The sequence below is a fragment of the Pedobacter sp. HDW13 genome (assembly GCF_011303555.1).
Lineage (GTDB): Bacteria > Bacteroidota > Bacteroidia > Sphingobacteriales > Sphingobacteriaceae > Pedobacter.
On the sequence record NZ_CP049868.1, the window covers coordinates 262,951 to 287,779 of the forward strand.

At 42.6% G+C, this 24,829-nt stretch carries 21 protein-coding genes; 1 reads left to right on the forward strand and 20 read right to left on the reverse strand.

What is annotated here, in order from left to right; genetic code table 11:
- Positions 1–32: 32 nt before the first annotated feature.
- The 17 genes from G7074_RS01125 to G7074_RS01190 form a co-directional block, all read right to left on the reverse strand.
- The gene (locus G7074_RS01125) at positions 33–1,553 is read right to left on the reverse strand and encodes a RagB/SusD family nutrient uptake outer membrane protein (protein ID WP_166206300.1); all 1,521 of its coding nucleotides are present in this window, start codon (positions 1,551–1,553) and stop codon (positions 33–35) included.
- A 26-nt stretch (positions 1,554–1,579) separates the two neighbouring features.
- Positions 1,580–3,106, reverse strand: coding sequence for a SusC/RagA family TonB-linked outer membrane protein (locus G7074_RS27480; RefSeq protein WP_255456765.1), 1,527 nt, complete (start codon positions 3,104–3,106; stop codon positions 1,580–1,582).
- Complete coding sequence (locus G7074_RS27485; RefSeq protein ID WP_205944139.1) at positions 3,103–4,692, reverse strand: SusC/RagA family TonB-linked outer membrane protein; 1,590 nt, start codon at positions 4,690–4,692, stop codon at positions 3,103–3,105. Before G7074_RS27485 ends, G7074_RS27480 begins: the two co-directional genes overlap by 4 nt.
- A 157-nt stretch (positions 4,693–4,849) precedes the next feature.
- On the reverse strand, positions 4,850–5,200 hold the full coding sequence (locus tag G7074_RS01135; protein ID WP_124561176.1) for a hypothetical protein: 351 nt from the start codon (positions 5,198–5,200) through the stop codon (positions 4,850–4,852).
- A gap of 441 nt (positions 5,201–5,641) precedes the next feature.
- A complete protein-coding gene (locus tag G7074_RS01140; protein WP_124561177.1) occupies positions 5,642–6,577 on the reverse strand; it encodes a phosphatase PAP2 family protein in 936 nt (311 codons plus the stop codon).
- Positions 6,555–7,199: a sterol desaturase family protein gene (locus G7074_RS01145; protein ID WP_124561178.1), complete on the reverse strand. Its 645-nt coding sequence runs from the start codon at positions 7,197–7,199 to the stop codon at positions 6,555–6,557. The genes G7074_RS01140 and G7074_RS01145 overlap by 23 nt, the downstream gene beginning before the upstream one ends.
- A 74-nt stretch (positions 7,200–7,273) precedes the next feature.
- Positions 7,274–7,582, reverse strand: a complete 309-nt coding sequence (locus tag G7074_RS26885) for a DUF4833 domain-containing protein (protein WP_240916434.1) — start codon at positions 7,580–7,582, stop codon at positions 7,274–7,276.
- Positions 7,583–7,584: 2 nt separating this feature from the next.
- Positions 7,585–8,493, reverse strand: a complete 909-nt coding sequence (locus tag G7074_RS01155) for a CDP-alcohol phosphatidyltransferase family protein (protein WP_166206303.1) — start codon at positions 8,491–8,493, stop codon at positions 7,585–7,587.
- Between the two features lie 10 nt (positions 8,494–8,503).
- On the reverse strand, positions 8,504–10,144 hold the full coding sequence (locus G7074_RS27800) for a DUF5686 family protein (protein WP_370526588.1): 1,641 nt from the start codon (positions 10,142–10,144) through the stop codon (positions 8,504–8,506).
- On the reverse strand, positions 10,117–11,043 hold the full coding sequence (locus G7074_RS27805) for a carboxypeptidase-like regulatory domain-containing protein (RefSeq protein ID WP_370526589.1): 927 nt from the start codon (positions 11,041–11,043) through the stop codon (positions 10,117–10,119). The genes G7074_RS27800 and G7074_RS27805 overlap by 28 nt, the downstream gene beginning before the upstream one ends.
- Entirely contained in the window at positions 11,040–11,228 is a 189-nt protein-coding gene (locus G7074_RS01165) for a hypothetical protein (protein ID WP_240916435.1), read from the reverse strand. The genes G7074_RS27805 and G7074_RS01165 overlap by 4 nt, the downstream gene beginning before the upstream one ends.
- Entirely contained in the window at positions 11,225–11,416 is a 192-nt protein-coding gene (locus tag G7074_RS26890; RefSeq protein ID WP_240916436.1) for a hypothetical protein, read from the reverse strand. Before G7074_RS26890 ends, G7074_RS01165 begins: the two co-directional genes overlap by 4 nt.
- Before the next feature lies 1 nt (position 11,417).
- Positions 11,418–11,873, reverse strand: a complete 456-nt coding sequence (locus G7074_RS01170) for a phosphatidylglycerophosphatase A (protein WP_199748384.1) — start codon at positions 11,871–11,873, stop codon at positions 11,418–11,420.
- Entirely contained in the window at positions 11,873–13,198 is a 1,326-nt protein-coding gene (locus tag G7074_RS01175) for an inositol-3-phosphate synthase (RefSeq protein WP_124561183.1), read from the reverse strand. The genes G7074_RS01170 and G7074_RS01175 overlap by 1 nt, the downstream gene beginning before the upstream one ends.
- Positions 13,199–13,216: 18 nt before the next feature.
- Positions 13,217–14,206 (reverse strand): NAD(P)-dependent oxidoreductase, encoded by a 990-nt coding sequence (locus G7074_RS01180; protein WP_124561184.1) that lies wholly within the window; start codon positions 14,204–14,206, stop codon positions 13,217–13,219.
- Positions 14,203–15,324, reverse strand: coding sequence for a hypothetical protein (locus G7074_RS01185; RefSeq protein ID WP_124561185.1), 1,122 nt, complete (start codon positions 15,322–15,324; stop codon positions 14,203–14,205). The genes G7074_RS01180 and G7074_RS01185 overlap by 4 nt, the downstream gene beginning before the upstream one ends.
- The gene (locus G7074_RS01190; RefSeq protein ID WP_124561186.1) at positions 15,321–16,526 is read right to left on the reverse strand and encodes a pyridoxal phosphate-dependent aminotransferase family protein; all 1,206 of its coding nucleotides are present in this window, start codon (positions 16,524–16,526) and stop codon (positions 15,321–15,323) included. The genes G7074_RS01185 and G7074_RS01190 overlap by 4 nt, the downstream gene beginning before the upstream one ends.
- 519 nt (positions 16,527–17,045) lie before the next feature.
- On the opposite strand from G7074_RS01190, the gene G7074_RS01195 reads away from it, so the two are divergent.
- A complete protein-coding gene (locus G7074_RS01195) occupies positions 17,046–17,939 on the forward strand; it encodes a helix-turn-helix domain-containing protein (protein WP_124561187.1) in 894 nt (297 codons plus the stop codon).
- A 51-nt stretch (positions 17,940–17,990) separates the two neighbouring features.
- Here the strand turns inward: G7074_RS01195 and G7074_RS01200 are convergent, their stop codons facing one another.
- The 3 genes from G7074_RS01200 to G7074_RS01210 are packed head-to-tail and all read right to left on the reverse strand — an operon-like array spanning position 17,991 to position 24,247.
- Positions 17,991–19,376, reverse strand: coding sequence for an arylsulfatase (locus tag G7074_RS01200; protein ID WP_124561188.1), 1,386 nt, complete (start codon positions 19,374–19,376; stop codon positions 17,991–17,993).
- Positions 19,377–19,390: 14 nt separating this feature from the next.
- Positions 19,391–20,881, reverse strand: a complete 1,491-nt coding sequence (locus G7074_RS01205; RefSeq protein ID WP_166206309.1) for a RagB/SusD family nutrient uptake outer membrane protein — start codon at positions 20,879–20,881, stop codon at positions 19,391–19,393.
- Between the two features lie 9 nt (positions 20,882–20,890).
- Positions 20,891–24,247 carry a TonB-dependent receptor gene (locus G7074_RS01210; protein ID WP_240916437.1) on the reverse strand — a complete coding sequence of 1,119 codons (3,357 nt, stop codon included), beginning with the start codon at positions 24,245–24,247 and terminating at the stop codon, positions 20,891–20,893.
- Positions 24,248–24,829: the final 582 nt, after the last annotated feature.

Sequence of the window (24,829 nt, forward strand, 5' to 3'; positions counted from 1 at the left end):
TATTTTATAATTTTTCTAAAAAATTCTTCTTTTTACCAGCCTGGGTTTTGGGTAAGTTTTGGGTTTCTGTCTATTTCGCCCTGTGGAATGGCGTACAAATAGTGGCGTGCGGCTACATTGTTTTTGCCTACCAGTTTCAGGTTTTTAAGCAAAATACCTTTCCCCTCCGGACCAACGCCCGTAACTTCTGTACCTGTTTGCCTGATCAGATCGAAATAGCGCTGGCACTCGCCTACCAGCTCTAACCTGCGGTCGAGGTAAACAGAATCCCTGAACTGATCTTTGGTTAATCCGGTAGTTAAATCAGCCAATCCTGCCCTTTTTCTGATTTTATTGATGGCACCGTAGGCCTTCGTGGTTGGACCATTGAGTTCGTTTTCGGCCTCTGCATCAATTAAAATAACCTCTGCATAACGCAGGATGTTCATGTTCGCATCAGAGTTTCCGGTACTGGCGTAGTTGGGATCCCAGTTTTTGTTAATGAAAGGCACTGAATCGCCGGGAGCATTAATGGTTGCATATTTTTTCCCGTCGGTTGGACTGATATAGTAAGTAACAAATGATGTCCGTTTCCTTTTATCCTTAGCCGAATACAGTTTGTACAGGCTAAAGAAATTATCGCTGCCAACGGTATAAAAAGCCAGTTGATTGCCGTACGAGCCCTTTAATCCGGGTACACCCGAACGAATATCGCTCGAGGTGATTAAATGCCCGGTACTAATTGTACTTCCTTTTATCTGTGCAGAAAAAATATGCTCTTTGCCATTTTTATACGCCGGCAGAAAAACCTGTGCATAATCATCAAACAAGGCATAACCGTATGAACCATTAATTACTGCATCGGCATATTTCACCGCATTTGCCCAATCGCGGCGCGTTAAATACACTTTTGATAAAAGCGATACCGCAGCACCTTCGGTTGCCCTGCCGGCTTCGCCTGCCGATGCGGCTTTAAATAAGGATACGGCAGTTTCCAGATCGTTAATAATCTGCAGAAAAACCTGCTCCTTAGGCGTGCGTGGTACCTGCAATTCGGCCAGACTTAACTGTGTTTGGTCTTTTAACAGCAAGGGAACATCGCCGTAAAGCCTTACCAAATTGAAATAATAAAAGCCTCTCAAAAATCTGGCTTCGCCCAGCAAACGGTTTTTAAGCTTTCCATCCATTTCAATGGCAGGGATTCTTTCGAGGGCAATATTGGCCTTGTTAATCCCTTCGTAATGTTCTGTCCAGATTTGCTGGATGCGTAAGTTGGTTGATGCGTGGGTGAGCTTGGCCAATGCCCTTACTTCTGCATTTGGCGAGCCCGGCCCTGCGTCCAGATCGTCGGTAAGGAAATCTAGCCCGGTGTAAAACAGCCTGTTGTAGATGGGTTGCGCTCCGGTGCTGTTGTCAACCATGGGATAATAAATGGCATTCACAGCGGAAATTGCATCGCCAGCTGTTTTATAAAATTGCTCGGGAGAGATAAATGATTTTGGGCTTTCATCCAGTTTTACACAAGCTGAAAGACTGGCAAGCACAATGGCCAGGGGTAAATATTTTATTTTCATCGCAATAAAAATTAAATGTTGAAAAATTAAAGCGTCAGGCTGATGCCTCCTTGTATTGAGCGTGCATTTGGATAAGCTGCCCTATCCATCCCTGTACTTATCGAATTTTGTCCGTTGGTGCTCACCTCAGGATCGTAACCGGTATAATTGGTCCAGGTGTACAGGTTGCTGCCCGATACATAAACCCGTAGTCCGCTTAGTTTCAGCTTAGAAAGCAAATGGCTTGGCAAGCTGTAACCCAGGGTAACATTTTTTAGCCTGATAAATGATCCATCTTCTACAAAACGGTCAGAAATGGTTACTGCCGGGTTTTCTATGGCTTTATGTACATCTGTATTCCGGTTTGATGGTGTCCATCGATCGAGCAATGTGGCCACCGCACCAGTGTAACCAGTACCGGTTTCTAAGTTGGCCCGTGTCCAGTTAAAAATTTTGTTGCCGTACGATGCATTAAAAAAAACAGAGAGATCGAAATTCTGGTACCTGAAAGTATTGGTGATACTGGCCAAAAATTTGGGTTGCGAGCTGCCCACAATTTTACGATCGGCATCTTGTGTAATCAGGCCATCGCCATTAAGGTCTTTGTATTTTTGTAAACCATTGGCCGGATTAACCCCATCTGCCTCGTACATATAAAACGCACCAACCGATTCGCCAACTTTAATAATCTGTGTAGGTAAAGTGGTTGGGCTTGCCGGATCGGTAACAAAGAAATAAGGAGAACCACCCAGCGTAAGGATTTTATTCCTGTTGGCAGAAAATATGAGGTTGGTTGTCCAGTTAAAATCGCCCTGAAAGTTGACGGTTTTAAGTCCAAGCTCTACGCCTTTGTTTCTCACCACCCCCAGGTTTTGGAAAGCACTGGTTAAGCTTGATGAGTATGGCACAGGCACTTCTAACAATAAATCGGAAGTTCTTTTGTAATAAATATCAGTTGTAAGCTGAATGCGGTTCGAAAACAGTTCCAGATCGATACCGAAATTGTACTGTGCTGTTTTTTCCCAGGTTAAATCGGGGTTTGCAAAGCTGGCAATGGCCAAACCATTAACCAGTGTATTGGCAAAAGTGTACTGGTAACTCGATAAGCGCGAAAGTGAACGGTAAGGATCGATTTCCTGATTGCCCGTTACCCCGGCACTAAAGCGGAATTTAAGGGAGCTGATGGCTTTAACATCCTGGAGGAATTTTTCGTTCGAAGCATTCCAGGCAATGGCTGCTGATGGGAATGTTCCCCATTTATTGTTAATACCAAACCTCGACGAGCCATCGGCACGGGCGGTTAAGGTTAACAGGTATTTGTTATCGTAAGCATAATTAACCCTGGCGAGAAAAGATTGCAGCGCCCATTCTGTTTTTAATGAAGTTGGGGTGGTAAGCACAGTACCCGAGCCCAGGTTATTGTATTTAAAGGCATCGCTAACAAAATTTGAAGCACCGGCGGTAAAGATTTCGGTAACCGATTTTTGTTGCGTATTACCTAAAAGTACTTCAAAGCTGTGTTTTTCGGCAATTCTTTTCTTGTAGTTGATAGTATTTTCGTTTAACCAGTTCAAAGTAGATAAGGAACCGATTGATGCATTTCCCCCGGAAGGCTTTCGTAAAGTGTAGAAGGCAGAAACCTGTTCTGCTTGTTGTTAATGATGTCGGTACCTAAGGAAACCTTAGCTGTTAAGCCCTCAATAATGGTATATTCTCCAAAGCTGTTAGCCAGCACGCGGGTTGTTTTGGTTTCGTTGGTTTGCAGGCTTAGGGTTGCTATGGGGTTGGCTACGGTAGCGCCGAAACTGCTGTTGGCTGTAAAATTGCCATTGGCATCTTTTACCGGCACTACAGGCACCATGGATAGAATATTGGCAACAATACCGCTTGGTGCAACATCGGCACGGGTGGTGCTTCCATTCAGATAAACGCCTACTTTAAATTTCGAATTTACTTCTTGGTCTACATTCAGCTTTGCCGAATACCGGTCAAAACCGCTGTTTAAAATTACCCCCTCCTGCTTAAAGTAATTTCCTGAAAGCAATAAACGTGTTTTTTCATTGCCCGATGATATCGAAAGACTGTGGTTTTGTACCGGTGCTGTTCTAAAAGCCTCGCCTTGCCAATTGGTTCCTTCGCCAAGCTGATCTAACTGCGCCTGTGTATAAAATGGCGCTTTGCCGGCATCGGTAAGGGCATCATTTTTTAAAGCGCCCCATTCGCGGGCATTCAGCAAAGCAATTCTTTTGCTTACTTTTTGTTTGCCATAATAACCACTGTAATTAATAGAGAAGCTGTTTTTACTCCCTCTTTTGGTAGTAATCAGAATTACCCCGTTTGCACCACGAGAGCCATATATGGCTGTTGCAGAAGCATCTTTAAGTACATCGATTGATTCGATATCGGCCGGATTGATTGCCGATAGCGGGTTAATGGCCGGTCCGTTGGTAATCCCTGCGTCAACAGTAGCATCGCCGTTATAAACCGGAAAACCATCAATCACATATAAAGGTTCGTTACCAGCGTTTATAGAGGTTCCGCCACGTACACGAATAGACACACCACCACCGGGCTGACCGCTCGACTGGGTAACCTGTGCCCCTGAAATTGCTCCCTGAATCAGCCGGTCGGGCGAAGCCACCGGAACGTTTTTCAACTCGGTTGGCACTGACGAAAGCGATCCGGTAAAATCGCTTTTTTTCTGCGTACCGTAACCCACTACCACCACATTGTTAAGTGTATTTACCTGTTCTTCGAGCTTTACTTCGATGGGCGAGCCATTGGCCACAATTTGTAAAGATTTATAGCCAACAAAACTGATAGTTAGGGTGTAAGGGAATTTTTGACCGGTTATGAAACGGAAAATGCCATTATTATCAGTTAATGCGGTATGTGTAGTTCCGTTAATACTCACATTTACCCCCGGCAGGGTTTCGCCGGTTTTGGCATCTCTTACCGTTCCGGTTAAAGTAGAATTAATGAGCGGGGTGGTTTGCGCAACTGCATTTTTTGTAAATGCGCACAACATGAATAAAATTAAGAAGCCGAAGATCCTGCTTTCTTTCCCGCCTGTATGCGCAGGAAATAGCTTCCTAAAGTTTGGTGTAGGAAATTTTGAAGTAAGCATGCCCCCGGCATGTACTTCATAGAAATTTTGCATAATTTTGTTTAGAATTAAGTTACCATTTGAATCAGGGCCAACGCCAATTGAGAACCTGGTTCGAAAATTTATTTGGTTCGGAGGGAAAAATGAAAGTTTTTCCCTTTTTTTATTTGCTACAGTTCATTTGTGATTAGTTTATAAGTTAGCAATCTGGTTATTTATCTTTGATGCAGCTGAAGCCCAGGTGCCCCAGGCTTCTATTCTCTGTTGGTTTTATTTTCACGGTTAGCTCATGGCTGGCATTAAACCAAAAGGAAATATCTCTTATCGCTGCATCGTGGTTATTGTATGATTTAGCTATTTCTTTCGTTCTATCGAAAACCCTGGTATTCGTGGTAATTTTTATGCCATAACGGTTTGGAAGCTTAGATGAACAGCACAATGCAGTTGCAGTAGCCAGCGGATGTGGCTTTACAGCAGGCTCGGTTTGCTTAAAGTTCAAAAAAAAGTAGGCCAGAAAAATAATCAAAAAGCTGATTATAACCTTCCTGAAAAGGGGATTCATAAAAAAGAAAATAAGGATATACTGAATAATGTTTGTGGCGAGCGCTAATGTTTACATGCACATACAACAACGCATGGAATCAGTACTACAACAAATTTCAGCAAGGCTTAAAACAGTTTCAGATTTAAGTACAGGCAGTTTAGCATTGTTAATGTAAAGTTGATTCATATTGTTATGTGTAACATTGACTCTGCAAATATATAAATATATCTATATTATCTATAGATATAGTAGATTTATTGCAAACATTAAATTATCAGCGCTTTACGTTAAGAAATTGACAAAAAAAATAAGTTTATCCGAATTGAATTACCAATATTGCAATACACAGGAATTAAATTTTATTTTTCGCATAGCGGAAAAACAGTCTTTTTCAAGAAAAAACAGCGCAGCTATCCCCTGCCATACCTGGCTTCAAACCAAACACAAAATCCAGGCATTTTAAGTAATTTTCTTCACCATGGCGGCCACCAAATGCTTCAGCGGAGTCTTTTTCACAAGAAACTGAAAGGAAACAATGCCTAGTATGGCGCAACTTATTCCAGCCAGCACATCTAACGAATAATGGTGACTGCTGTAAATGGCCGAAAACCAGATACCGAGCATTACCGTTACAAAAAATACATTAATGGCTCCCAGTTTATTTTTGAGTGCATAATACACTACAATAACCGGATAGGCAGAGTGTAAAGATGGCATTGCTGCAAAAACGTTAGAGCCTTTGCTGTAAATTCCTTTAAATAGTGTAATGTTAAAAAACTGATCGAATCGGGCTAAGCCTGCTGTATTTCCGGGGGTACCGGGTATGAGTACAAAACCGTGCTCCTGTACGTACCAGGGCGGTGCAGCCGGAAAAAGGTAATAAACAACAAAGCCGAGCAGGTTTACCCAAACAAATACCAGCGAAAAATGCACAAACTCAAACTTCTTTTTAAAAAATAAATATACTGCAAACGCTAAGGGTACTGGAACCCACATCAGATAGAACAGGCCGGTTAATACATCTAAAAAAGCATTGCTGTTTATTTTCCAAAATTCGTTTGGGGTCACCATCAAGCCATGCAGGTTGATCCCAAAAATGCGTTTCTCCGCATCATAAAGATCTTCGATATGCACAGCATTGTAGCGGTAATTCGGGAATGCCTTCATATAATCGAAAAGGATCCAGTACACGATAAAAATAGAAAAACCCAGAATAAATTTCCGTGTTGCTTTTGAAAAAAAGAACAAGACGTTAAAGATGAAAACCAGCACCAGCTGATCTGTTTTAAAACCAACCAGCAACAAGGAAAGCAATAAATAGCCCACCGAAATGGCTATCGAAGTGTAAACGAAACTGCGGTGGTAAAAGCCTTTAGTGGCCTGTTGTTCTTCCATCCTGCTTCTTATCAAAATTTGAGCGAAATATATGGTCCCAGAATGTCCAGCTTACGCCATAGCCTTTGGTCGAATCGGAATAATGATGCAACATGTGGTGCTGTTTCAATTTTTTCCAGAAACCGCTTTTAAAACTGGCATGGTGAAGCGCATAGTGCACCATATCGTAAAACAAATATCCGATCATAAAGCCGATAAAAAATGGATATTCACAATTTTGTGGAAGCAGCCAGTCGAACAGGAAGTAAAAGCCCAAAGCCATGGGAATACTGGCAGAAGGCGGCATCACCAATCTTTTGGCATCGTTAGGGTAATCGTGGTGTACGCCATGAAAAATAAAATGGATGCGCTGCCCCCAGTCCGATTTGGGTTCGAAGTGAAACACATACCGGTGCAGAAAATATTCGGTAATGGTCCATATCCCCAATCCGAACAGCAACCATGCTGCGAAATTAACAAAGGCCATGTCGTTTTGCCACAGCGACTTATAGCTCAGAAAGGCTATAACCGGAACATAAACAATTAAAGGCACATAAAAACGAACTTTCGAAAGGCTTTCCATCAAATCGCTTTTAAACATCCTTACCGATGCGGTGCTGTTGGATACAAAATTCTTCTTCATACCTTATATTTTGATCCTTTCTGTAAATTGCTTGACTGGGGCTGCTGCATCGCGCCCTTTTATTTCTACATATTTTACGTTCGGGAACCAGAAAGTGCCCCTTCTATGCGCAGGAATATGCGATCTATCTCCATCTTTTTATCGTTGATGGTGGCGTAAACATGGTATTTTTTATCGGCTGTAGATTTTCGCAGATACATGGGCAGCTTTTTGTGCGAAACAAACCGGAGTTCGAATTGCCCGTTGCCTAAATCTTTACTCACAATGCCATAGGCAAATTTGCGCTGTATGTAGCTGAGTTCTTTCTTCTCTCCTTTATCGTCGTAACGCATCCAGAAAACATTAATCGGCTGCTCTTTATTCACCTCACCATGTTTATCCACATTCAACTGGCAAACAATGGTATTGGTATTGGGATCGCGTTGTAAATAGAAAAGCTGATTGGCAATGCCTTCGGGGTAGGAAAAACAATGGGTGAAGGATTATCGCCCTGTGCCATTGCTTTTACCGGAGCCAATGCACCCAGGCCTAAAGCTAGCAGTGCAGCTGCCACCAAAGCGGCTTTATTACTGGTCTTTTTTTCATTTCGCTCCTGTGCTTCCAGGCCTTTTTTGGCCTCCTGCAAGCGCCTAACGGCTGTAATATTGGTTAAAACTGCCATTAAAGTAATGGGTAAAGTAAAAACCGACATGGTTTCAAATACATGAAAGGAAATACCCGGCAGGTAGATTTTATAATCGCCACCTATAAAATGTCCTGTTACCCCGCAGGCAATAGCAAATACACCAATGGTTACTACCCTTTCCGGCCGCTGCATCAATCCTCCTTTACACTCAACGCCCAAACCTTCTGCCCGGGCGCGGGTATAGCTCACCATCATAGAACCAATAAGCGCAATAAACGCAAACAGCGAACTTAAAAAATAATGGTGCGCTACCAGATAATAGCAAATGCCCAGAAACATAATCATTTCGCTGTAGCGATCGAGTACCGAATCGTACAGTGCCCCAAACCGGGAGCTCATGTTGCCCAGGCGAGCCACCTGGCCATCCAGCATATCGAAAAGGCCGGCAAAAAGCACCAATGCACCGCCCCAACCAATGTACGACATGTCGCCACGGTTAGATTTTTCGGCACCAAGTACAAAAATTACGGCCACACCAATGTTCAGTACCAGACCAATGCTGGTTACCATATTGGGCGTTAAGCCTATTTTAATGAGTCCTTTTACAAAGGGATTAATCACCTTGTAAATAGCCAACTGAAGGCGATCTCTTAATTTTACGCTTTCCATATATTTTTATTTAAAAATCAAATTTAACCCTTGCCCTGATCCCCCATTTAGCCACCTCCGGATTATCCAGATAAGTAAAACGCCTAACCAGATCAACCCTCAATAATTTAAAAATATTGCCAATGCCCACACTACCTTCCATATAAGGTTCTTTGCCCAGCGAATAGGTTCTCTGCAAACCATTATCGAATGCCGGCAACTGGTAAAGACCACTGCCGAATGCCGGGTTATTTTCATCGCGTAAACCACCGTAAAGCGCTTTGAACGAAACCACTTCTCTTAGTTTCAGCTTTTTGATTAGCGGTAATTTGTTGAAGAAAAACCCGTTAAAATTATGGTCGATGTTAATGCTTACGTAGTGATCGCTCACAAACTCCAGGAAATTCATCAGGTTATACGAATTGAGCTGATAGGCATAGGTTTGGTTAGCCCGATGGATCGCTAGTAATGGAAAAGGCACCCTGCCAGCAATATAACTGCCTTCGAAAGTAACATCGCTGTAACCCAGCTGCGAAAGATAAAAGCGCTTATCTACGCTTCCGGTAAGGTTATGGTAATTGTATTCGCCACCCAACAATCCTTTTATTCCGGCCGTGTAACGCAGGTTAAATACCGGATAACGATCGGCAATGGGTACACGGTAAATTTTGCCCTGGATAAACTTTTCGTTAGGCGCATAACGCAAAGCGAGCGAAAGCTCACTGGTGGTTAAGCGGTTAATAAATCCGCCACCATTGGCCTGATAGTTCAAACCTCCTGCAGGTGTTTGGCTCCACTTTTTAAACCCAAAAGCATAAGAAAAGTGATTTTCGTACTCATGCACATAATCCAGGCGGTAAAAATCGTTGTAGAGCAACATATCATTTAATCCACGCTTAAACGACAGGAGAAAGTTGTCTTCCTGCACAAACTGCAGCTCCTGACCAGGAATTTTCGTATCGCGCTGAAAGCTTGCCCGCACATAATTTTGTGGGAACTGATAAATGGATTTGTTGTTAATGGAATAGGTTGCGGAAAGAAAAAATTTCCACTTTTCATCTTTGAAACCATAAGCGGCATAATTTTCAAAATAAAACCGCTTGCTGAGTTCGGGTGTAGTGCGGCCACCAAAGCGCAGTCGAAACCCCTCTACATTGTTAAAGCTGTAAAAGGTATTAACAGGGCCGATTTCGTATGGACCAAGGTTACCATAGCCGGCAAAAAGCAGCGTCGCAATTTTTACCGTACGCTGAAAAGAAGGTATTTTTTGAAGGGTATCGATGTTGTGGTAGATCTTTGCCTGTTCTTTTGATAACGGATCTAATCGGTTCTTTTCCCAATACTGATCATCGCGGGCAGAGGCGCCTGCAACCGATACAATACTCCTACCCTGAAAAATAGTATCGGGTAGTTTAATATCGTATTGGTAATTTTTATAGGTCGAAGAACGCTCACCTGTAAAGCCCATCCCCTTGGTTTTGCCCAGTCCAAAATCGGCAATTAGCTTGCTTTTGGCTAAACTGTATTTGCCCGAAAGCGTGGGTTCAAAATCCAGATCAATTTTTAAAGCCCTTACGAAATTAAGGTTGATGTTTTTATTTACCCCCATCGATACTCCTGTAACGGCAAAATGCGAATCGTTGCTCACATATAATTTCCCTTCAAAAAGCATATCAGTACCGTTTCTGGGGTAAAAGCAAGTTCAATTACCTCTCCGTGACCTGTTTTAATGGTATCGGTAATAAAAAACTTATAGAAAGAAGGTGCAGCATTGGCAATCGGGCTTAAAAACTCGTTGCTGATCACCGAGATATTGTTTTTATAAATATCAATATCCTGGTACATGCGTTCGAAATAAACCTTCATGCCGTTGTTATCAACCAGCTGCTGATCGAAATTAACCTGTTTCTCGCCAATGATAACCGATTTGTTCCGTGTTGGATCGCTGGCAAAATATTTATCGGTTAATTTCTCCTGTATATAAATGGGCAACAGGTTTTTACCACCAATTAAGGTAGAATCCTGCTGCTGAAAAAGAAACTGATAATTTCTGAAAATGCGCTTATTTTTAAATTTTTCGGATACATTGCTCATCGAAAAAAGCATTTTATCATACTGCCTGAAGGCGGCTGTATTGAAATTGCTAATCCGGTTTTCTTCCCTGTGGGCAATTACCTGCCTGATCAGTTCAACGGCCGGGTTATCTTTATTGCGGTAACGCGCTTTTTTACCAGCCACCACAGTAACTTCACCCAGTGCTTTTGCATCGGGTACTAGCGCAACATCCAGTTTTTGCTCAAAACCCGGCATTATGTTTTTCGACAAGGTAATGTAGCCGATATAATTAAAGCTCAATCCTTCTTGCTGGCTCGACGAACTGAGCGCATAATTCCCGTTAAGGTCGGTTTGGGTTCCGATAGTAGTGCCTTTAAAAAATACAGATACGTAAGGTAGCGGCTCTTTGGAAACGGCATCGCGCACATTACCGGTAACAACTGTTTTCTGTGCAAAAGCACTTAAACCTGTTGCAACCCAAACCAAGACTATAAAAAATGAATAAATAACTTTCATTTTACGGGAAAAATAAACTGCTTTTGCATATAATAATTATAGCTGAGTCCCATTACTACGGAAACGGCTATTTTGGAGAACAGGTAATTGAGATTGAAAAAACGGGTAAGCAGGTAAACGAAAAAGGTTACCAGTAATAAATTGCCCAGCCATACCAGCATATATCTGATGATTTGTTTCTTCATTGCTGCTGAGCTGGCATTAAAAACCCAATTCCGGTTGATGTAAAAATTAACAGCTCCCCCGAAATTGTTCCGATCATGCTTCCGGCCAGGTACCACCAACCGAAAATGCTTACGGTTAAGGCTGTGATTAAAAAATCGGTTGCCGAAGCCGTTAACGAAGAAGCCTGGGCTTTTAAAAAGATAAGCATACTAAAACAGGCCTAAAAGGATAATACCCTGCAAAACCACATTGGCATAAATCCCTGCCAGTACATCATCAGCCATTACACCCCAGCCACCTGGTAGTACTTCCAGATGCCGGATGTAAAAAGGCTTGGCAATGTCGAAAAACCTGAAAAGGATTAACGCCATGAGGTAATACGGCCATTTTAACGGCACACAAAGCAAAGCTATGCCCATTCCGGCTACTTCATCTATCACTACCCTTTGGTGGTCTTTGCCCCATACTTTTTCTACCTCATCGGCTGTAATTACACCAATCAGCAAAATAAATATGGATGATAAAAAAGGCCAGAGGTGCGGATTGGTGTACGGCGTTTGTAAAAACCACCAGAGGACGCAGGTAACCGCCGCAGCGACGGTACCTGCCCCCTTGCCAATGTAGCCTATACCCAGGGCTGTAGATATGAACTTGTGAAAAAACACTATGCCGTTTCTACCACTTCTTCTTCGTAATCCTGCCCTAAATGGGTAATCAGCTCTTCGCCCATAATGTAGCGTAAAGTATTTTGAAGCTTAATTAACTGCTTGAAAATATCGTTCTCTGCAGGTACTCCCGGAATGGTTTGCGGCGATTTTAAGTAGAACGAAAGCCATTCCTGAATACCTGAAAGGTTTGCACGTTTGGCCAAATCGATAAACAAGGCTAAATCCAATACAATTGGGGCAGCTAAAATCGAATCGCGGCAAAGGAAATTGATTTTGATCTGCATTTTATAACCTAACCAGCCAAAAATATCGATGTTATCCCAGCTCTCTTTATTATCGCCATGAGGCGGATAGTAATTGATCCTGATTTTGTGGTACATATCGCCATATAAATCGGCATTGATTTCTGGTTTAAAAATATCTTCAAGCACGCCTAGTTTAGATACCTCTTTGGTTTTAAAGTTATCCGGATCATCAAGTACCAAACCATCGCGGTTACCTAAAATATTATCCGAAAACCAACCGTTTACACCCAGCGACCGGGCTGCAAGGCCTGGAGCCAGAATGGTTTTCATTAGGGTTTGTCCGGTTTTAAAATCTTTTCCGGCAATCGGCGTATTGGTTTCTTTAGCCAGCTCAATCAGGGCCGGAATATCGACCGTTAAGTTAGGCGCGCCATTGGCAAAAGGAATACCGAGTTTTAAAGCGGCATAAGCATAAATCATACTTGGGGCAATACGCGAATCGTTGTCTTTTAATCCCTGCTCAAAAGCAGCCAGCGAACTGTGCACTTCCGAAGGCTCAAAATAAATTTCGGTAGAACCACACCAAACCAGTACAATGCGGTCGCAATTGTTATCGGCCTTAAAGTTTTTAATATCGTCCATCACTGCCAGTGCAAGTTCGTAACGGTTATCGATATCTTTTACATATTTGCCGTCCAGGTTTTTAACATAGTTGCGATCAAAAGCAGCACGCATGGGTTTAATGGCCTGCAATTCTTCTTTTACATCGCGCAATAAATTGGCATCCAATACGCGTGCGTTCATGGCCGCCTCATAAACGTTATCTTCGTAAACGTCCCAACCGCCAAAAACCAAATCCTCCAGTGCCGCCAAAGGAACAAAATCTTTAATTTTAGGTTCTTTCTTCTCTGTACGTTTGCCAATGCGGATCGTACCCATCTGCGTAAGCGAGCCAATTGGTTTTGATAATCCTTTTTTCACTGCTGCTACACCAGAAATCATGGTTGTAGCTACTGCACCTAGGCCTGGCATTAATATTCCAAGTTTGCCATTTGCTGATTTTACTTGTTCTGTCATCTTATCTTATTTAAATACTTATAACCATTTGTTAATCTGATACCATTTTATTGTTTCTTCCAAACCTTGTTGCAGCTGGTATTGCGGACTGTAACCGAGGTCGTTTTTAATATTTTTAATGTCGCAGCTCCAGTTAATGCCCGTGAGCTCGTTCACTTTATCGATGTTTAGTGTTGGCATTTTACGGATCAGCTTATACCCTTTTTCAAGGCTCCAGGCAATTCCTTTAATTAGCGACAGAGGTACCTGTACTTTAAATGTTCTCTTTTGCATAATCGCCCTTGCGTGTTCAGCAAAAGCCGACCGGCCATAAACATGCCCATCAGAAACATTGTAACTTTTGTTAACCATTGCCGATTGCAGCGAGCTGACCATAATTTGAGCCAGGTCTTTTACATAAACAAAGCTGAGTTGCTGTTCTTTATCGCCCATGTACACCTCCAGGCCTCTGTTTATGGCTTTAATTACCATCAATATTTCGCGCTCCCGCGGGCCGTACACCGCCGTTGGCCGAAACACCAGCCAGGGCAGGTTATCGATATGCTGCAAATAGGTTTCGGCCAAAGCTTTGCTTTTACCATAATGGGTTACCGGGTTTGATGCTCCGTTATCGCTCAATTGACTACCTGCGTTTTTTAATGGTCCCAATGCAGCGAGGCTACTTACAAACACAAACTTTTCTACCTGATGTGCTGCCTGCGCTACCGCAATGGCCAGATTACGGGTATAGCCTGCATTATATTTATGATATTGATCGAGGTTTTCGGCTTTGGTTACTGCTGCAGCGTGGATCACATAATCGTATTTATACTCCTGCACATGCTTCGCCATCTGGTAAATCGATTCGAAGTCTAGCTCCACAAAATTGATCCCTAAGCCTTGCAAATGCGCGGTTTGGCTCGATTTACGTACATTGGCAAACACTTCCAGCCCCTTTGCCAAGGCAGCTTCAATTAAATGAAAGCCAACAAAACCTGTAGCCCCGGTAATTAAAATCCGCTTTTTCATAGGTTTCTTTCCAGAATTCGATACTTACGGTACAGTTTTCCGCCAATATCTTCAATGGGCCTGTTTACCATATCGTTGTGGTCGAGTGTCCAGCTGGCCTCGGCATATTTCATTTTCTTTTCCAAAAAGTGCCTGATAATTTCACCATAAAGACAGGCTTCTATCCCTATCTTCCGGTAACCATCTACCACACCAAGCAGCATAATCCTGATGCCATCGATCTTCTTTTTATTGGCCAGTAACTTAATCAGCCCGGTTGGAAACAGTCTTCCCCTTTTGATCTTGATCAGTACCTGATTGATATCAGGGATAGCCAGTGCAAAACCTACAATCTTGCCATCCTGCTCGGCCATGATGCAGAATTTAGGATCGAGAATCAGTTTAAGATCATTGGCGGTGTATTCAAATTCAGCATCGCTCATAGGCACAAAACCCAGATTTTTATCCCAGGCACGGTTATACACCTCGCGTAAGGCATCACGTTCCTCAGCAAATTTTTTCATGTTGATGGTACGAATGGTGATGTTGTTTCTTAACAGCCTTTCTTTAATCCGATCCATCAGCTTAAGCGACCTGTCGCTATAGTTTCCGGCGGTATAGCGATATGCCCGCAGATCTACATTTTTTACATAACCCATTTTTTCGAGCAGTGGCAAATAATAGGGTGCGTTGTAGGGCATCATGGCAACCGGTGGCCCATCAAAACCTTCAATCAATAAACCACAAACCTCGTTGGTAGAAAAATTTACTGGGCCAAGTACACGCGTAAGCTGCCTTGCCTCCAGCCATTGGTGTACCGTATGGATTAATTGTTTAGCTGCCGCCTCATCATTTATACAATCGAAAAAGCCGAAAAAACCATCTGTTGCATCATAAACCTCATTGTGGCGGGTATTTTCGATGGCTGCAATACGCCCGACAATTTCATTTTCATCTATCAGTAAAAAAAGCGCAATGGTAGAATGTTTAAAAAACGGGTGTTTGCCCGGTGTAAGTAAATCTCTTTGGGCAATAAAAAGTTCGGGCACATAATTGGGGTCGCTGGCATAGAGTGTATGTGGGAAATCAATAAAGGCCCTTAAATCTTTTTTATCCGAAACTGGCTTAATTACCCTCATAACCTCACGTTTAACAGGTTAACATTAACCGCAACAAAAGCCGCTTTCAATTTCTCAACAGCCGTTTCTATTTGCTCAAAACTATGCGTTGCCATAAGCGAAAAGCGGATTAGCGAAGAATCGGAAGGCACTGCAGGCGATACCACCGGATTAACGAATATGCCATTCTCCTGCAAGATGTTCGTGATCATAAAAGTTGCTGTATTATCCCTGATGTAAACCGGAATAATGGGGCTGTTGCTGTGACCGATATCAAATCCGGCATCTAACAAAAGCTGTTTAGCATAATTGGTATTGGCCCAAAGTTTATCAATACGCTCGGGTTCTCTTTCTATAATATCGAGAGCAGCAATAACACTGGCTACAGCCGAAGGTGGCATACTTGCACTAAACATCAGCGAGCGGGCCCGATGCTTAATAAACTCGATGGTTTCGGTATTGCCGGCAATAAAACCGCCTAATGAAGCCAAAGATTTACTGAAAGTTCCCATAATGAGGTCTACCTGATTGGTAAGGTTAAAATGTGATGCAGTACCTGCCCCGTTAAAACCAATTACCCCCAAACTGTGCGCATCATCCATCATGATGTTTGCACCATATTCGTCGGCTATTTCGACCATTTCGGGTAAATTAACCAAATCACCTTCCATGCTAAAAATACCGTCAGAAACGATGAGTTTGGCCGAATCCGCCGGTAAGCGGCTCAGTTTACTCCGCAAATCATCCATATCGTTATGGGCGTATTTTATCGTCCTCGAAAAGGAAAGCCTGCTTCCGTCTATAATAGAGGCATGGTCGTACTCATCCAGAATGAGGTAATCGTTCCGATCGAGCAGGCAGGATATTACCCCCAGGTTTACCTGAAAGCCTGTACTAAACAGTACCGCCGCCTCCTTCCCTACATAGGCTGCAAGCCGTTGCTCCAGCTCCAGGTGAATATCGAGTGAACCATTTAAAAAGCGCGAACCTGCACAACCCGTACCATACTTATCGATGGCATTTTTCGAAGCCTGTTTAATTTCGGGGTGATTGGTAAGTCCCAAATAGGAGTTGGAGCCAAACATGAGCACTTTTTTCCCGTTAATAACCACCTCGGTATCCTGAGCCGATTCAATTGACCTGAAATATGGGTACAATCCTTTTTCTTTTATAAGTGTTGCATCTTTAAATGAAGCAATTCTATCCTGTAGTTTTTTACGCATGCCGAATGCTGTTATTCTGTCTTGGTTTAAGCATATCATTTTACACCAAACGCATCAATTCCATTAGCAAAAAGCCGCTAGCCTTCACTTTTATCTGATGTTTTGTTAACACAATTTTAACGCAGAATCTGACCTAAAAAAAGGTTGAAAGGTAGGATATATTGGTCAAAAAGGTGGATCGGTTGAATATGACATTTAGATGAGTTGACCGTTCTACTATTTGACTTTTTAAATAAAATAGTAAAATTCAAAAAACCACCTCAAAAACACCACAAAAACCACAATAAACAATATAAAACACTAATTTTTAATAAATTAAGAAACAAAACATCATCACAAAAAATTAATCAAATGATTGGTTTTTTATCAAATTTTCGTCAAATTTTTAAAAAATAATAAAAAATTATGCGTCGAAACATACATTTGAAGGCAGGAAAAACCGGGCGTTTTCAGCACAACCAGAAACGGAAAAACCTAAACGATTTAAACGACTAATTAGCCTAATAATTTAACACCAGCATGGGACAATTGCATCCGGTCAAAAAGCCATCATCATCAGATTATCCTGATACCCTAACGGGCATTGAGCTTATGGTGTCGATATACAATAGTGCCAGTGAAAGTGATTGTCCTAAATCGCCTTTCCGATCTGCCGATTTCGGAATTTTAATGGTAAAAAAGGGAAGCCTGAAAATAAAAATCAATTTTGTAGAGCATACTTTAAACTACCGCGATATTTTATGTATGATGCCCGATCATATTTACGAAATACCCGAGGAACCCAATGCCACCGTTATTTTTACGCATTTCAACAAAAGCTACCTCGCACGCAAGGGCATATTTTTTAATATTGCCGAAACTTACAAGATATTTAATGGACAGGAATTGTTAAAGTTTTCGCTTTCAAAAGCCGAATATGAGCAGGTACTGGCCGATATGATGGCGCTTCAAAACCGGCTTTCCATTTCAAAACACACCCGTCATATCGACGATATTATACACAATAGCTTCTTATCTATTGTATATGATATTTTTTTGCTGAACGAAAAGCAAAAGAAACTACCTTCAGCCGCCATAAACAGCAAAGTAGAACTTACCAATCGGTTTTTATCGCTGGTAGCAGAGCGTTTCAAAATAGAAAAACGGGTAATTTATTACGCAAACTGCCTGCACATTACCCCAAGGCATCTTTCACAGGTTGTTAAACAGGTTACAGGCCGATCGGCTGGAGAGCATATAGACGATTTTGTAATCAGGGAAGCTAAATTATTGCTTACCGGACATGTGCTGAACATTTCGGAAATTGCCGAAGAGCTTCATTTCAGCAATCCTTCCTTTTTTGGAAAATACTTTAAAAAACATGCGGGTTTATCGCCGTTATCGTTTAAAAGAGACAATAATATTGCGTTGTAGCTTACCTCAATCAGTAAGCTACAACGCAGCATTTAACTTCCAACGGTTACTTTATTTTACCGTCCAGTAAGGCGAATCCGTTCTTGCTGTTAAAAGATAATCTTCTATTTCCTTAACAATATCCGGATGGGCTGCCGCCACATCTTTTGTCTCGCCAATATCGGTCTTTAAATCGTAAAGCTCTAGTTTATGGTGTCTTTTTACGCCTTTCCACCAGCCATAACGAACACCTTGTTCAAAGCCCAACTCAAAAAACTCCCAATACAGAAAACGGTCTGTTTTTGGTTTAACGCCTTTAAGTACGGGGTAAATACTGGCTCCATCGGTTTTAAATCCGCTGGTTTTACCTGCAATTTCGCCAAATGTGGGCATAATATCGGGAAAGTACCCGGGTACATCGCTCATTTTAGGGGCATTCTTAATAAATGGTACCCATGCAATAAAAGGAATACGGATTCCACCATCATACATATCTCTTTTATAACCTTTAAGCGGACCATTCGAATCAAAAAACTCGGATACAGCCTTCAGCTGACTGGTAGGTTCTGACCGCGGCCCATTATCGGAAGCAAAAAAGACGATCGTATTTTCCGATAAACCACTTTTAATCAAATAATCTTTAATCTTACCTACCGATTGGTCCATGTAATACACCATGGCGGCATAAGTCTTCATATCTTCCGGCCAGTTTTTATTTTTATAAATGGCCTGGTCCGGCACATCGAGTGGCGAATGCGGATTGTTAAAGTTCAGCATCAAAAAGAAAGGTTTTTTACTGTCTTTTTGCGTTTTCAGGTAAGCCAATGCCTCATCTGTACAGATATTGGTTTCGTAATAGCCCTTTCTGGCATTGGTATTGGGCTCAACCGTTACGAGTTTTCCGTTAACATAACGGTGGTCGGGCCAATAAGTACTGGCGTAGGTAGCCGGTACATTGATAAGCCAGCCCGAAAACTTATCGAAACCCCTTTGCAATGGCGTAGCCAGCGAATCGTAACCGTCAACATGCCATTTCCCTACCAACGAGGTATTGTATCCTGCATCCTGCATCAGGTTGCCAATGGTATAATCGTTCGGCGTAAGGTTTGCCCTGTACACCACATTTTTCCCTTTTTTACCCGGAAGGCCGCCTTGCTCTGTTGCATTGCCTCTGATGGTAGCATGCCCGGTATTGAGACCGGTAAGGATAGAACCCCTTGAAGGTGAACAAACTGGTGCCCCGGCATAAAATTCGGTAAAGCGTGTACCTTCCCGGGCCAGTTTATCGATATTGGGTGTAAGGATCAGTTTTTGTCCGTAAACACCCACATCCCCATAACCGAGATCATCGGCCAGAATAAAAACAATATTGGGTTTCTGCCCTGGTTTTCGCTGGGCAACAGACAATCCGCTAAAAAGGATGGAGAAACCTGCTATAATTAAACTTTTTCTGATCATTTCGTAAATATAACTTAATTGTAGCCGGGATTTTGCACATAAAGTCCTGGAGCAGTCTGAATTTCTGATGCCGGCACCGGATAAATAACATAATTCGGCACAATCTCATTGATTTTGGTAATTGCATCGGCAATTCTCCAGGCATTCATTTGCGAAATGGCCAATCCTTCGCGCACCAGATCGTTCCAGCGCAAACCTTCGCCTAAAAACTCTCTCTGCCGCTCCTGCATTAGGGTTTGGATATTTACATTGGATAATGCGCCTACCCCTGCCCTGGCCCTTACCTGGTTTACCGCAGCATCCACATCGGCCTGCGTACCCGGAGCGCCATGCAAGATACATTCTGCTTTCATGAGCAATATATCGGTATACCGCAGCACAATAAAATTAACAGACCAATCTCTTCCAGACAGACCTTTTTTAGCCACGTCGATATATTTTTTAATAAATGGACCTGGTGTGTAGCTCGTAGCCACATTAAAAGAATACCTGATATCTGTTCCACTTACGGTATTGGTGGTATAGGCAGTTACTAAACTTTTAGCCACCGGAAAAGTACTTGCCCCATAGCCATTTCCATAACTATTGGAAATGCCATTGCTGGTCCAGTAAGCTACAGGCACCAAATGCGAAGGAAAACCGGCACCGTTTAAACTCGACGCAAACTGCACATCGAAAACGACTTCGCTATTGTTCTCGTTGGTATAAGAAAATATAGATGAATAATTATTGGCAAAACTGTAAGGACTACCAGTAAGTACGGCATCGAACTGGGCAGCAGCCTTATTGTATTCGTTGCTGTTTAGCCCCGGTCCGTTTATACCGTAAGTTGGCCCTGATTTGGTGAGGTAAACCAATCCCAATAGCCCTTTTGCAACATATGATGTTGGCCTGCCCAGATCGGCACCGGTAAAGGTTGTGGGTAAATTGGTGGCTGCATATTGCAGATCCGATTCAATCAATGCATACACATCAGCCACTGGACTCCTGGGGATCGTTGCCACCTCGGCGGCACTCTTTACTGTCGAAATTAATGGCACCTGACCAAAAGTCCTTACCAAAGAGAAATAATAAAACGCCCTTAAAAACCGTACTTCGGCAGTGTAACGCGTAGCATTTGCAGCCGTAAGCACACTTCCTTTGGTTTCGAGGGCAGCCAACACGGTATTTGCATTATAAATACCATTAAAATTGGCCTTCCAGGCAGTTGATATAAAGCCAGTAGTGGTAATACTGGGGGTAAAATTATTAATTCCGTCCCAGTCGCGGTTACCATCAGAAGTTGCATTGATGTTATCGCTGCGCATTTCGCCCAGCCACAATGCCTGACTGGGGTAATTGTTTAATTGCGAATAAACCCCATTTACCGCCTGAAGAAAGTCGTTATTGTTGGTAAAAAAGTTTTCGGTAGCTAAGCTCGACTCTGGTGTTTGATTTAACTGTTTTTCGCAACTGGTTAGTAGCAGCAATGCGGCGAACAGGGTTAAGTATATTTTCGTTTTCATCTTATTTTACTAAAAGCCAATGTTTATACCAATTGAAGCAGTTTTACTTAATGGCGCAGAACCATAATCGCCCGATATGGCGTAACTGGCATCGCCACTTACATTTGTATTTTGGGCTTCGGGATTTGCCCCACCTTTATATTCATCGTAAGAGAAGTAGTTTTCAAGGGCGATAAAGATCCTTGCCGAAGAAATACCCGATGTTTTGATTAAACCTTTCAGGTTATAGCCCAAAGTAATATTCTGCACCCGTAAAAAATCGCTCGAATAAACCCAGTCAGAGGTTACGTTAGGATAAGTATAGCTTGCGCCCAATTTACCTCTCGGGGCATCTGGATTGGGATCTGCGGCACTCCATCGGTCTCTCCACACCCCGAGCACATTTGCTGTGGTGCTACCCGAAAAATCAATCGCTCTGCCGAGGTAAGAAAGTATCGATCCGCCGTGCTGGCCATATAACTGTATACCGAGATCAAAATTTCCGTACTTGAAATTGTTTGTCCAGCCCCAGGTATATTTAGGTGAAGGCTGACCACCAATTACCCGGTCTGCAGCACTGATTTTTCCGTCGCCGTTGGCATCAATATACTTTGCATCGCCTACTTTCTGACCAGATACTTTGGCCACTGCAGGATTCGCAAGATCGGCGGCAGTTAAAATTCCGTCTGTTTTGGTAATGTAATAGCTAAATGCGGGCAACCCTTCGCGCAATAAATAGGGCGCATTACTACCACTGTAGGCAGAAGCAATTTCAATATCGGCATGTGTTGGCCCAAGCTCAGTTACCGTATTTTTATTGAAGGCAATATTGGCGCTCATTGACCAGGTAAAACTGGCTGTTTTTACGTTTACGGTATTCAAACCGAACTCCAACCCCTTGTTTACCACAGCGCCAATGTTTTGCAGGCTAGTACTAAAACCACTTGCCGATAATACAGGCAAATTCAACAACAGGTCGGTATTCTTTTTATGATAAGCATCGAAAGTAAAATTGATCCTGTTGGCCAAAAGACTTAAATCTATACCCAAATCGTATGTATTGGAGGTTTCCCATTTCAACGCTTTATTGGCAAGGCCCGATACCACCTGGCCTGTAGCCGTGGTAGGTGTATTGCCTCCAAAAACGTAATTCGAATTCACCAGTGTACTGATGGCATTGTAATCGCCAATATTGTTATTGCCCGATTTACCCCAGCTTAAGCGCAGTTTCAGCTCATTAATGGCTTTAACATCCTTAAGAAAAGATTCTTCTGAAATTTTCCATCCGGCCGATACTGAAGGAAAGGTTCCCCAGCGATTTTCGGAGCCAAACTTAGATGAAGCATCTCTTCTGAGGGTACCCGATAAGAGATATGTATCTTTAAAGACGTATTGCAACCTGCTGTAATACGAAAACAAGGTATTATTTGCCGCAGTTGAAGTTCCGGTAGTGGTTACCCCTGCCGAGTTGGCAATGGCATTACTTAAGGTTTTAATGATATCGTTAGCAAAACCTCCGGCTGTAGCCAGGCTCACTCCTTCTGTATGCACAATATTGTACGATACACCGGCAATGGCCGATATTTTGTGCAAGCCAGCGATTGTGATGGTATAATTCAAGGTATTTTCATTCAGGAAATTCTGTTTTTTGGTTACCGCATAAGCACCTGTAGAGTAAAGGCCCGGATTGGTTAATAATGCCGAAGCCACGCCAACCGTAACCTGATCGGAAGTATACCTTGAAGTATTGCGGTCTACGTTATCGTAGTTTACGCTCGATCTGAGTGATAAGCCTTTTACAATCTGATAATCGGCATAGATGGAGGCCAGTAATCTGGAAGTTTTAATTTTATTGATGGCCGTTTCGAGATAAGCATAGGGGCTGATGAGCCTAGGACTTGCCCAGGTATAGGTACTGTTTCCGTAAGCACCAGAATTTAACCCGGCGGTGCTTTCAACCACAGGCACCATTTGCAGGGCATTCATCAACTGATTATCTTTTCCCTCTCCCGGAGGCGCATTGTTAACCGAATATGATGGTGCCAGATTGATTCCGAATTTGAGTTTCTTGCTGGCATTAGCCTCTACATTGGCCCTTATACCGTAATTCTTAAAGTTGGAATTAATTAGTGTTCCATTTTGGTTAAGCACATTGCCGGAGATAAAATAACTTACATTTTCGGAGCCTCCGCTGGCCGAAACCTCATAGTTTTGATAGGGTGCCCGCGTAAAGATCGCATCCTGCCAGTCTACATAATCAAGTCCGGGGTGCCCGGCCTGTGCCCAGCGCGGATCAGTCATGTAAGTTGTATTAATCGTTCCTGCGGCCAGCCCCAAAATCGCCGCGCGTTCTGCATTGGTTTGGCTGCTCGTTCTGCCTGTACCAGAAGCCACCCAGGCATTGTTGGCCAATTCTGTAGCCTGCGCCACCCATTCATCGGCCCTGAGCATATCAATTTTCCGCGCTATAGTACTGATGCCTGCATTGGCATTTACACTAATTTTTGCTTTGCCTGTAATCCCTTTCTTGGTTGTAATAATTACCACTCCGTTTGCTGCACGCGACCCATAAATGGCTCCTGCTGCTGCATCTTTCAGCACCTGTACACTTTCGATATCGTTAGGATTAAGGTTATCTAGCGGACTGTTGGCAATACCGCCGGCAGCATTTTGGCTGGCTACATCTAAAGGGAAACCATCTAACACATAAAGCGGCTCGTTACCTGCAGTAATTGAGCCCGCACCACGCACCTGAATACTTAAACCTGCACCCGGCGTAGCACTTTGCTGTCTTACCTGCACACCAGCCATCTGACCAATTAGCGCCTGTTCTACCCGTGATATAGGTTTTTCTTCTACTGCTTTCGCATTAAAGGAGGCCACAGCGCCCAGTACATCGCTTTTTCTTTGGCTACCATAACCTACTACAAGCACTTCTTCGAGCTTACTTTGATCGGGATCGAGTTTTACCGATACCGGTTGGCCATTGTAAACAAGTTCTTTTGTTTTGTAACCTACATACGTGAAAACTAAAGTTGGCTGGTTCAAATCGGTAACAAGCTGAAATTCACCATCGGGATTAGTTGAAACCACCTGAGTAGTTCCTTTAACCCTAACGCTTACGCCAGGTAAAGGCAGGTTCTTTTCGTCGGTTACTTTCCCCTTAATGGTAACTGCTTTCAGCTTTGCTCCAGAAACCGGATTAAAGGCCGTACCAGCCACATTTAAATGATTGGGGAAATTAATATTTGGTTGCTCACCGTTTATTTTTGCCGAGGCCGGTATAAGAGCAGCAATGAGGAGCATTCCTGTTAAACCGGGCAATAAAAATGTTTTGGAAAAGTGGGCACTATGCGAGTCCTTCCAGGACTTTCCGCGTATTTTCATAATGGATATTGGTTTATGCCAATCATGAATTTGCAACAAGCTTCATCAGCATGAAAAGTTCTCCTGCAGAATTCATAATTTTAGCATGATCATTGAATAAATTGACCGGATGCAACGCCAATTGATCTCCGGTTAAATGGTCGGATTTGTGGAGAGTGCAGCAATGCACTTTCCCTTTGTATTAATGGTGTAATTATCTGTTGTTAGTGCGCTCCTTTCTATACCAGGGTATCATATTTAATATTTTGTGTTAGCCTAAACCAGCGCATTTTTTTGGCGGTGGCGTTATTTTATTGCATTACTGATGTAGGCAAGATCATACATCATTTGAAAGAAAAATCAGGTTCAGCAAAAACCAGAAAAATGACTACAGGATACACCAGATAGCAGAACAGTATTAGGGGTATTATTTTTAATAATCATAATCTATATTAAATCTATCGTATTAGTAGTCAAAATTATATTATCCTAACATACCCTACAAACTTTTAGCAAATTTTACGATTTTGATAATTTTTAGACTTCCGGCAACGATGGCGTAAAAAAATATAGCAACAAAAATTATTCGATTTACAAAGGATT

Coding starts and splice junctions, on each gene's coding strand:
- G7074_RS01125 (WP_166206300.1), bottom strand. CDS start 1,553: ATGAAAATAAAATATTTACCCCTGGCCATTGTGCTTGCCAGTCTTTCA.
- G7074_RS27485 (WP_205944139.1), bottom strand. CDS start 4,692: ATGCAAAATTTCTATGAAGTACATGCCGGGGGCATGCTTACTTCAAAA.
- G7074_RS01135 (WP_124561176.1), bottom strand. CDS start 5,200: ATGAATCCCCTTTTCAGGAAGGTTATAATCAGCTTTTTGATTATTTTT.
- G7074_RS01140 (WP_124561177.1), bottom strand. CDS start 6,577: ATGGAAGAACAACAGGCCACTAAAGGCTTTTACCACCGCAGTTTCGTT.
- G7074_RS01145 (WP_124561178.1), bottom strand. CDS start 7,199: ATGAAGAAGAATTTTGTATCCAACAGCACCGCATCGGTAAGGATGTTT.
- G7074_RS01155 (WP_166206303.1), bottom strand. CDS start 8,493: ATGGAAAGCGTAAAATTAAGAGATCGCCTTCAGTTGGCTATTTACAAG.
- G7074_RS27800 (WP_370526588.1), bottom strand. CDS start 10,144: ATGCTTTTTGAAGGGAAATTATATGTGAGCAACGATTCGCATTTTGCC.
- G7074_RS27805 (WP_370526589.1), bottom strand. CDS start 11,043: ATGAAAGTTATTTATTCATTTTTTATAGTCTTGGTTTGGGTTGCAACA.
- G7074_RS01165 (WP_240916435.1), bottom strand. CDS start 11,228: ATGAAGAAACAAATCATCAGATATATGCTGGTATGGCTGGGCAATTTA.
- G7074_RS26890 (WP_240916436.1), bottom strand. CDS start 11,416: ATGCTTATCTTTTTAAAAGCCCAGGCTTCTTCGTTAACGGCTTCGGCA.
- G7074_RS01175 (WP_124561183.1), bottom strand. CDS start 13,198: ATGACAGAACAAGTAAAATCAGCAAATGGCAAACTTGGAATATTAATG.
- G7074_RS01180 (WP_124561184.1), bottom strand. CDS start 14,206: ATGAAAAAGCGGATTTTAATTACCGGGGCTACAGGTTTTGTTGGCTTT.
- G7074_RS01185 (WP_124561185.1), bottom strand. CDS start 15,324: ATGAGGGTAATTAAGCCAGTTTCGGATAAAAAAGATTTAAGGGCCTTT.
- G7074_RS01190 (WP_124561186.1), bottom strand. CDS start 16,526: ATGCGTAAAAAACTACAGGATAGAATTGCTTCATTTAAAGATGCAACA.
- G7074_RS01195 (WP_124561187.1), top strand. CDS start 17,046: ATGGGACAATTGCATCCGGTCAAAAAGCCATCATCATCAGATTATCCT.
- G7074_RS01200 (WP_124561188.1), bottom strand. CDS start 19,376: ATGATCAGAAAAAGTTTAATTATAGCAGGTTTCTCCATCCTTTTTAGC.
- G7074_RS01205 (WP_166206309.1), bottom strand. CDS start 20,881: ATGAAAACGAAAATATACTTAACCCTGTTCGCCGCATTGCTGCTACTA.
- G7074_RS01210 (WP_240916437.1), bottom strand. CDS start 24,247: ATGAAAATACGCGGAAAGTCCTGGAAGGACTCGCATAGTGCCCACTTT.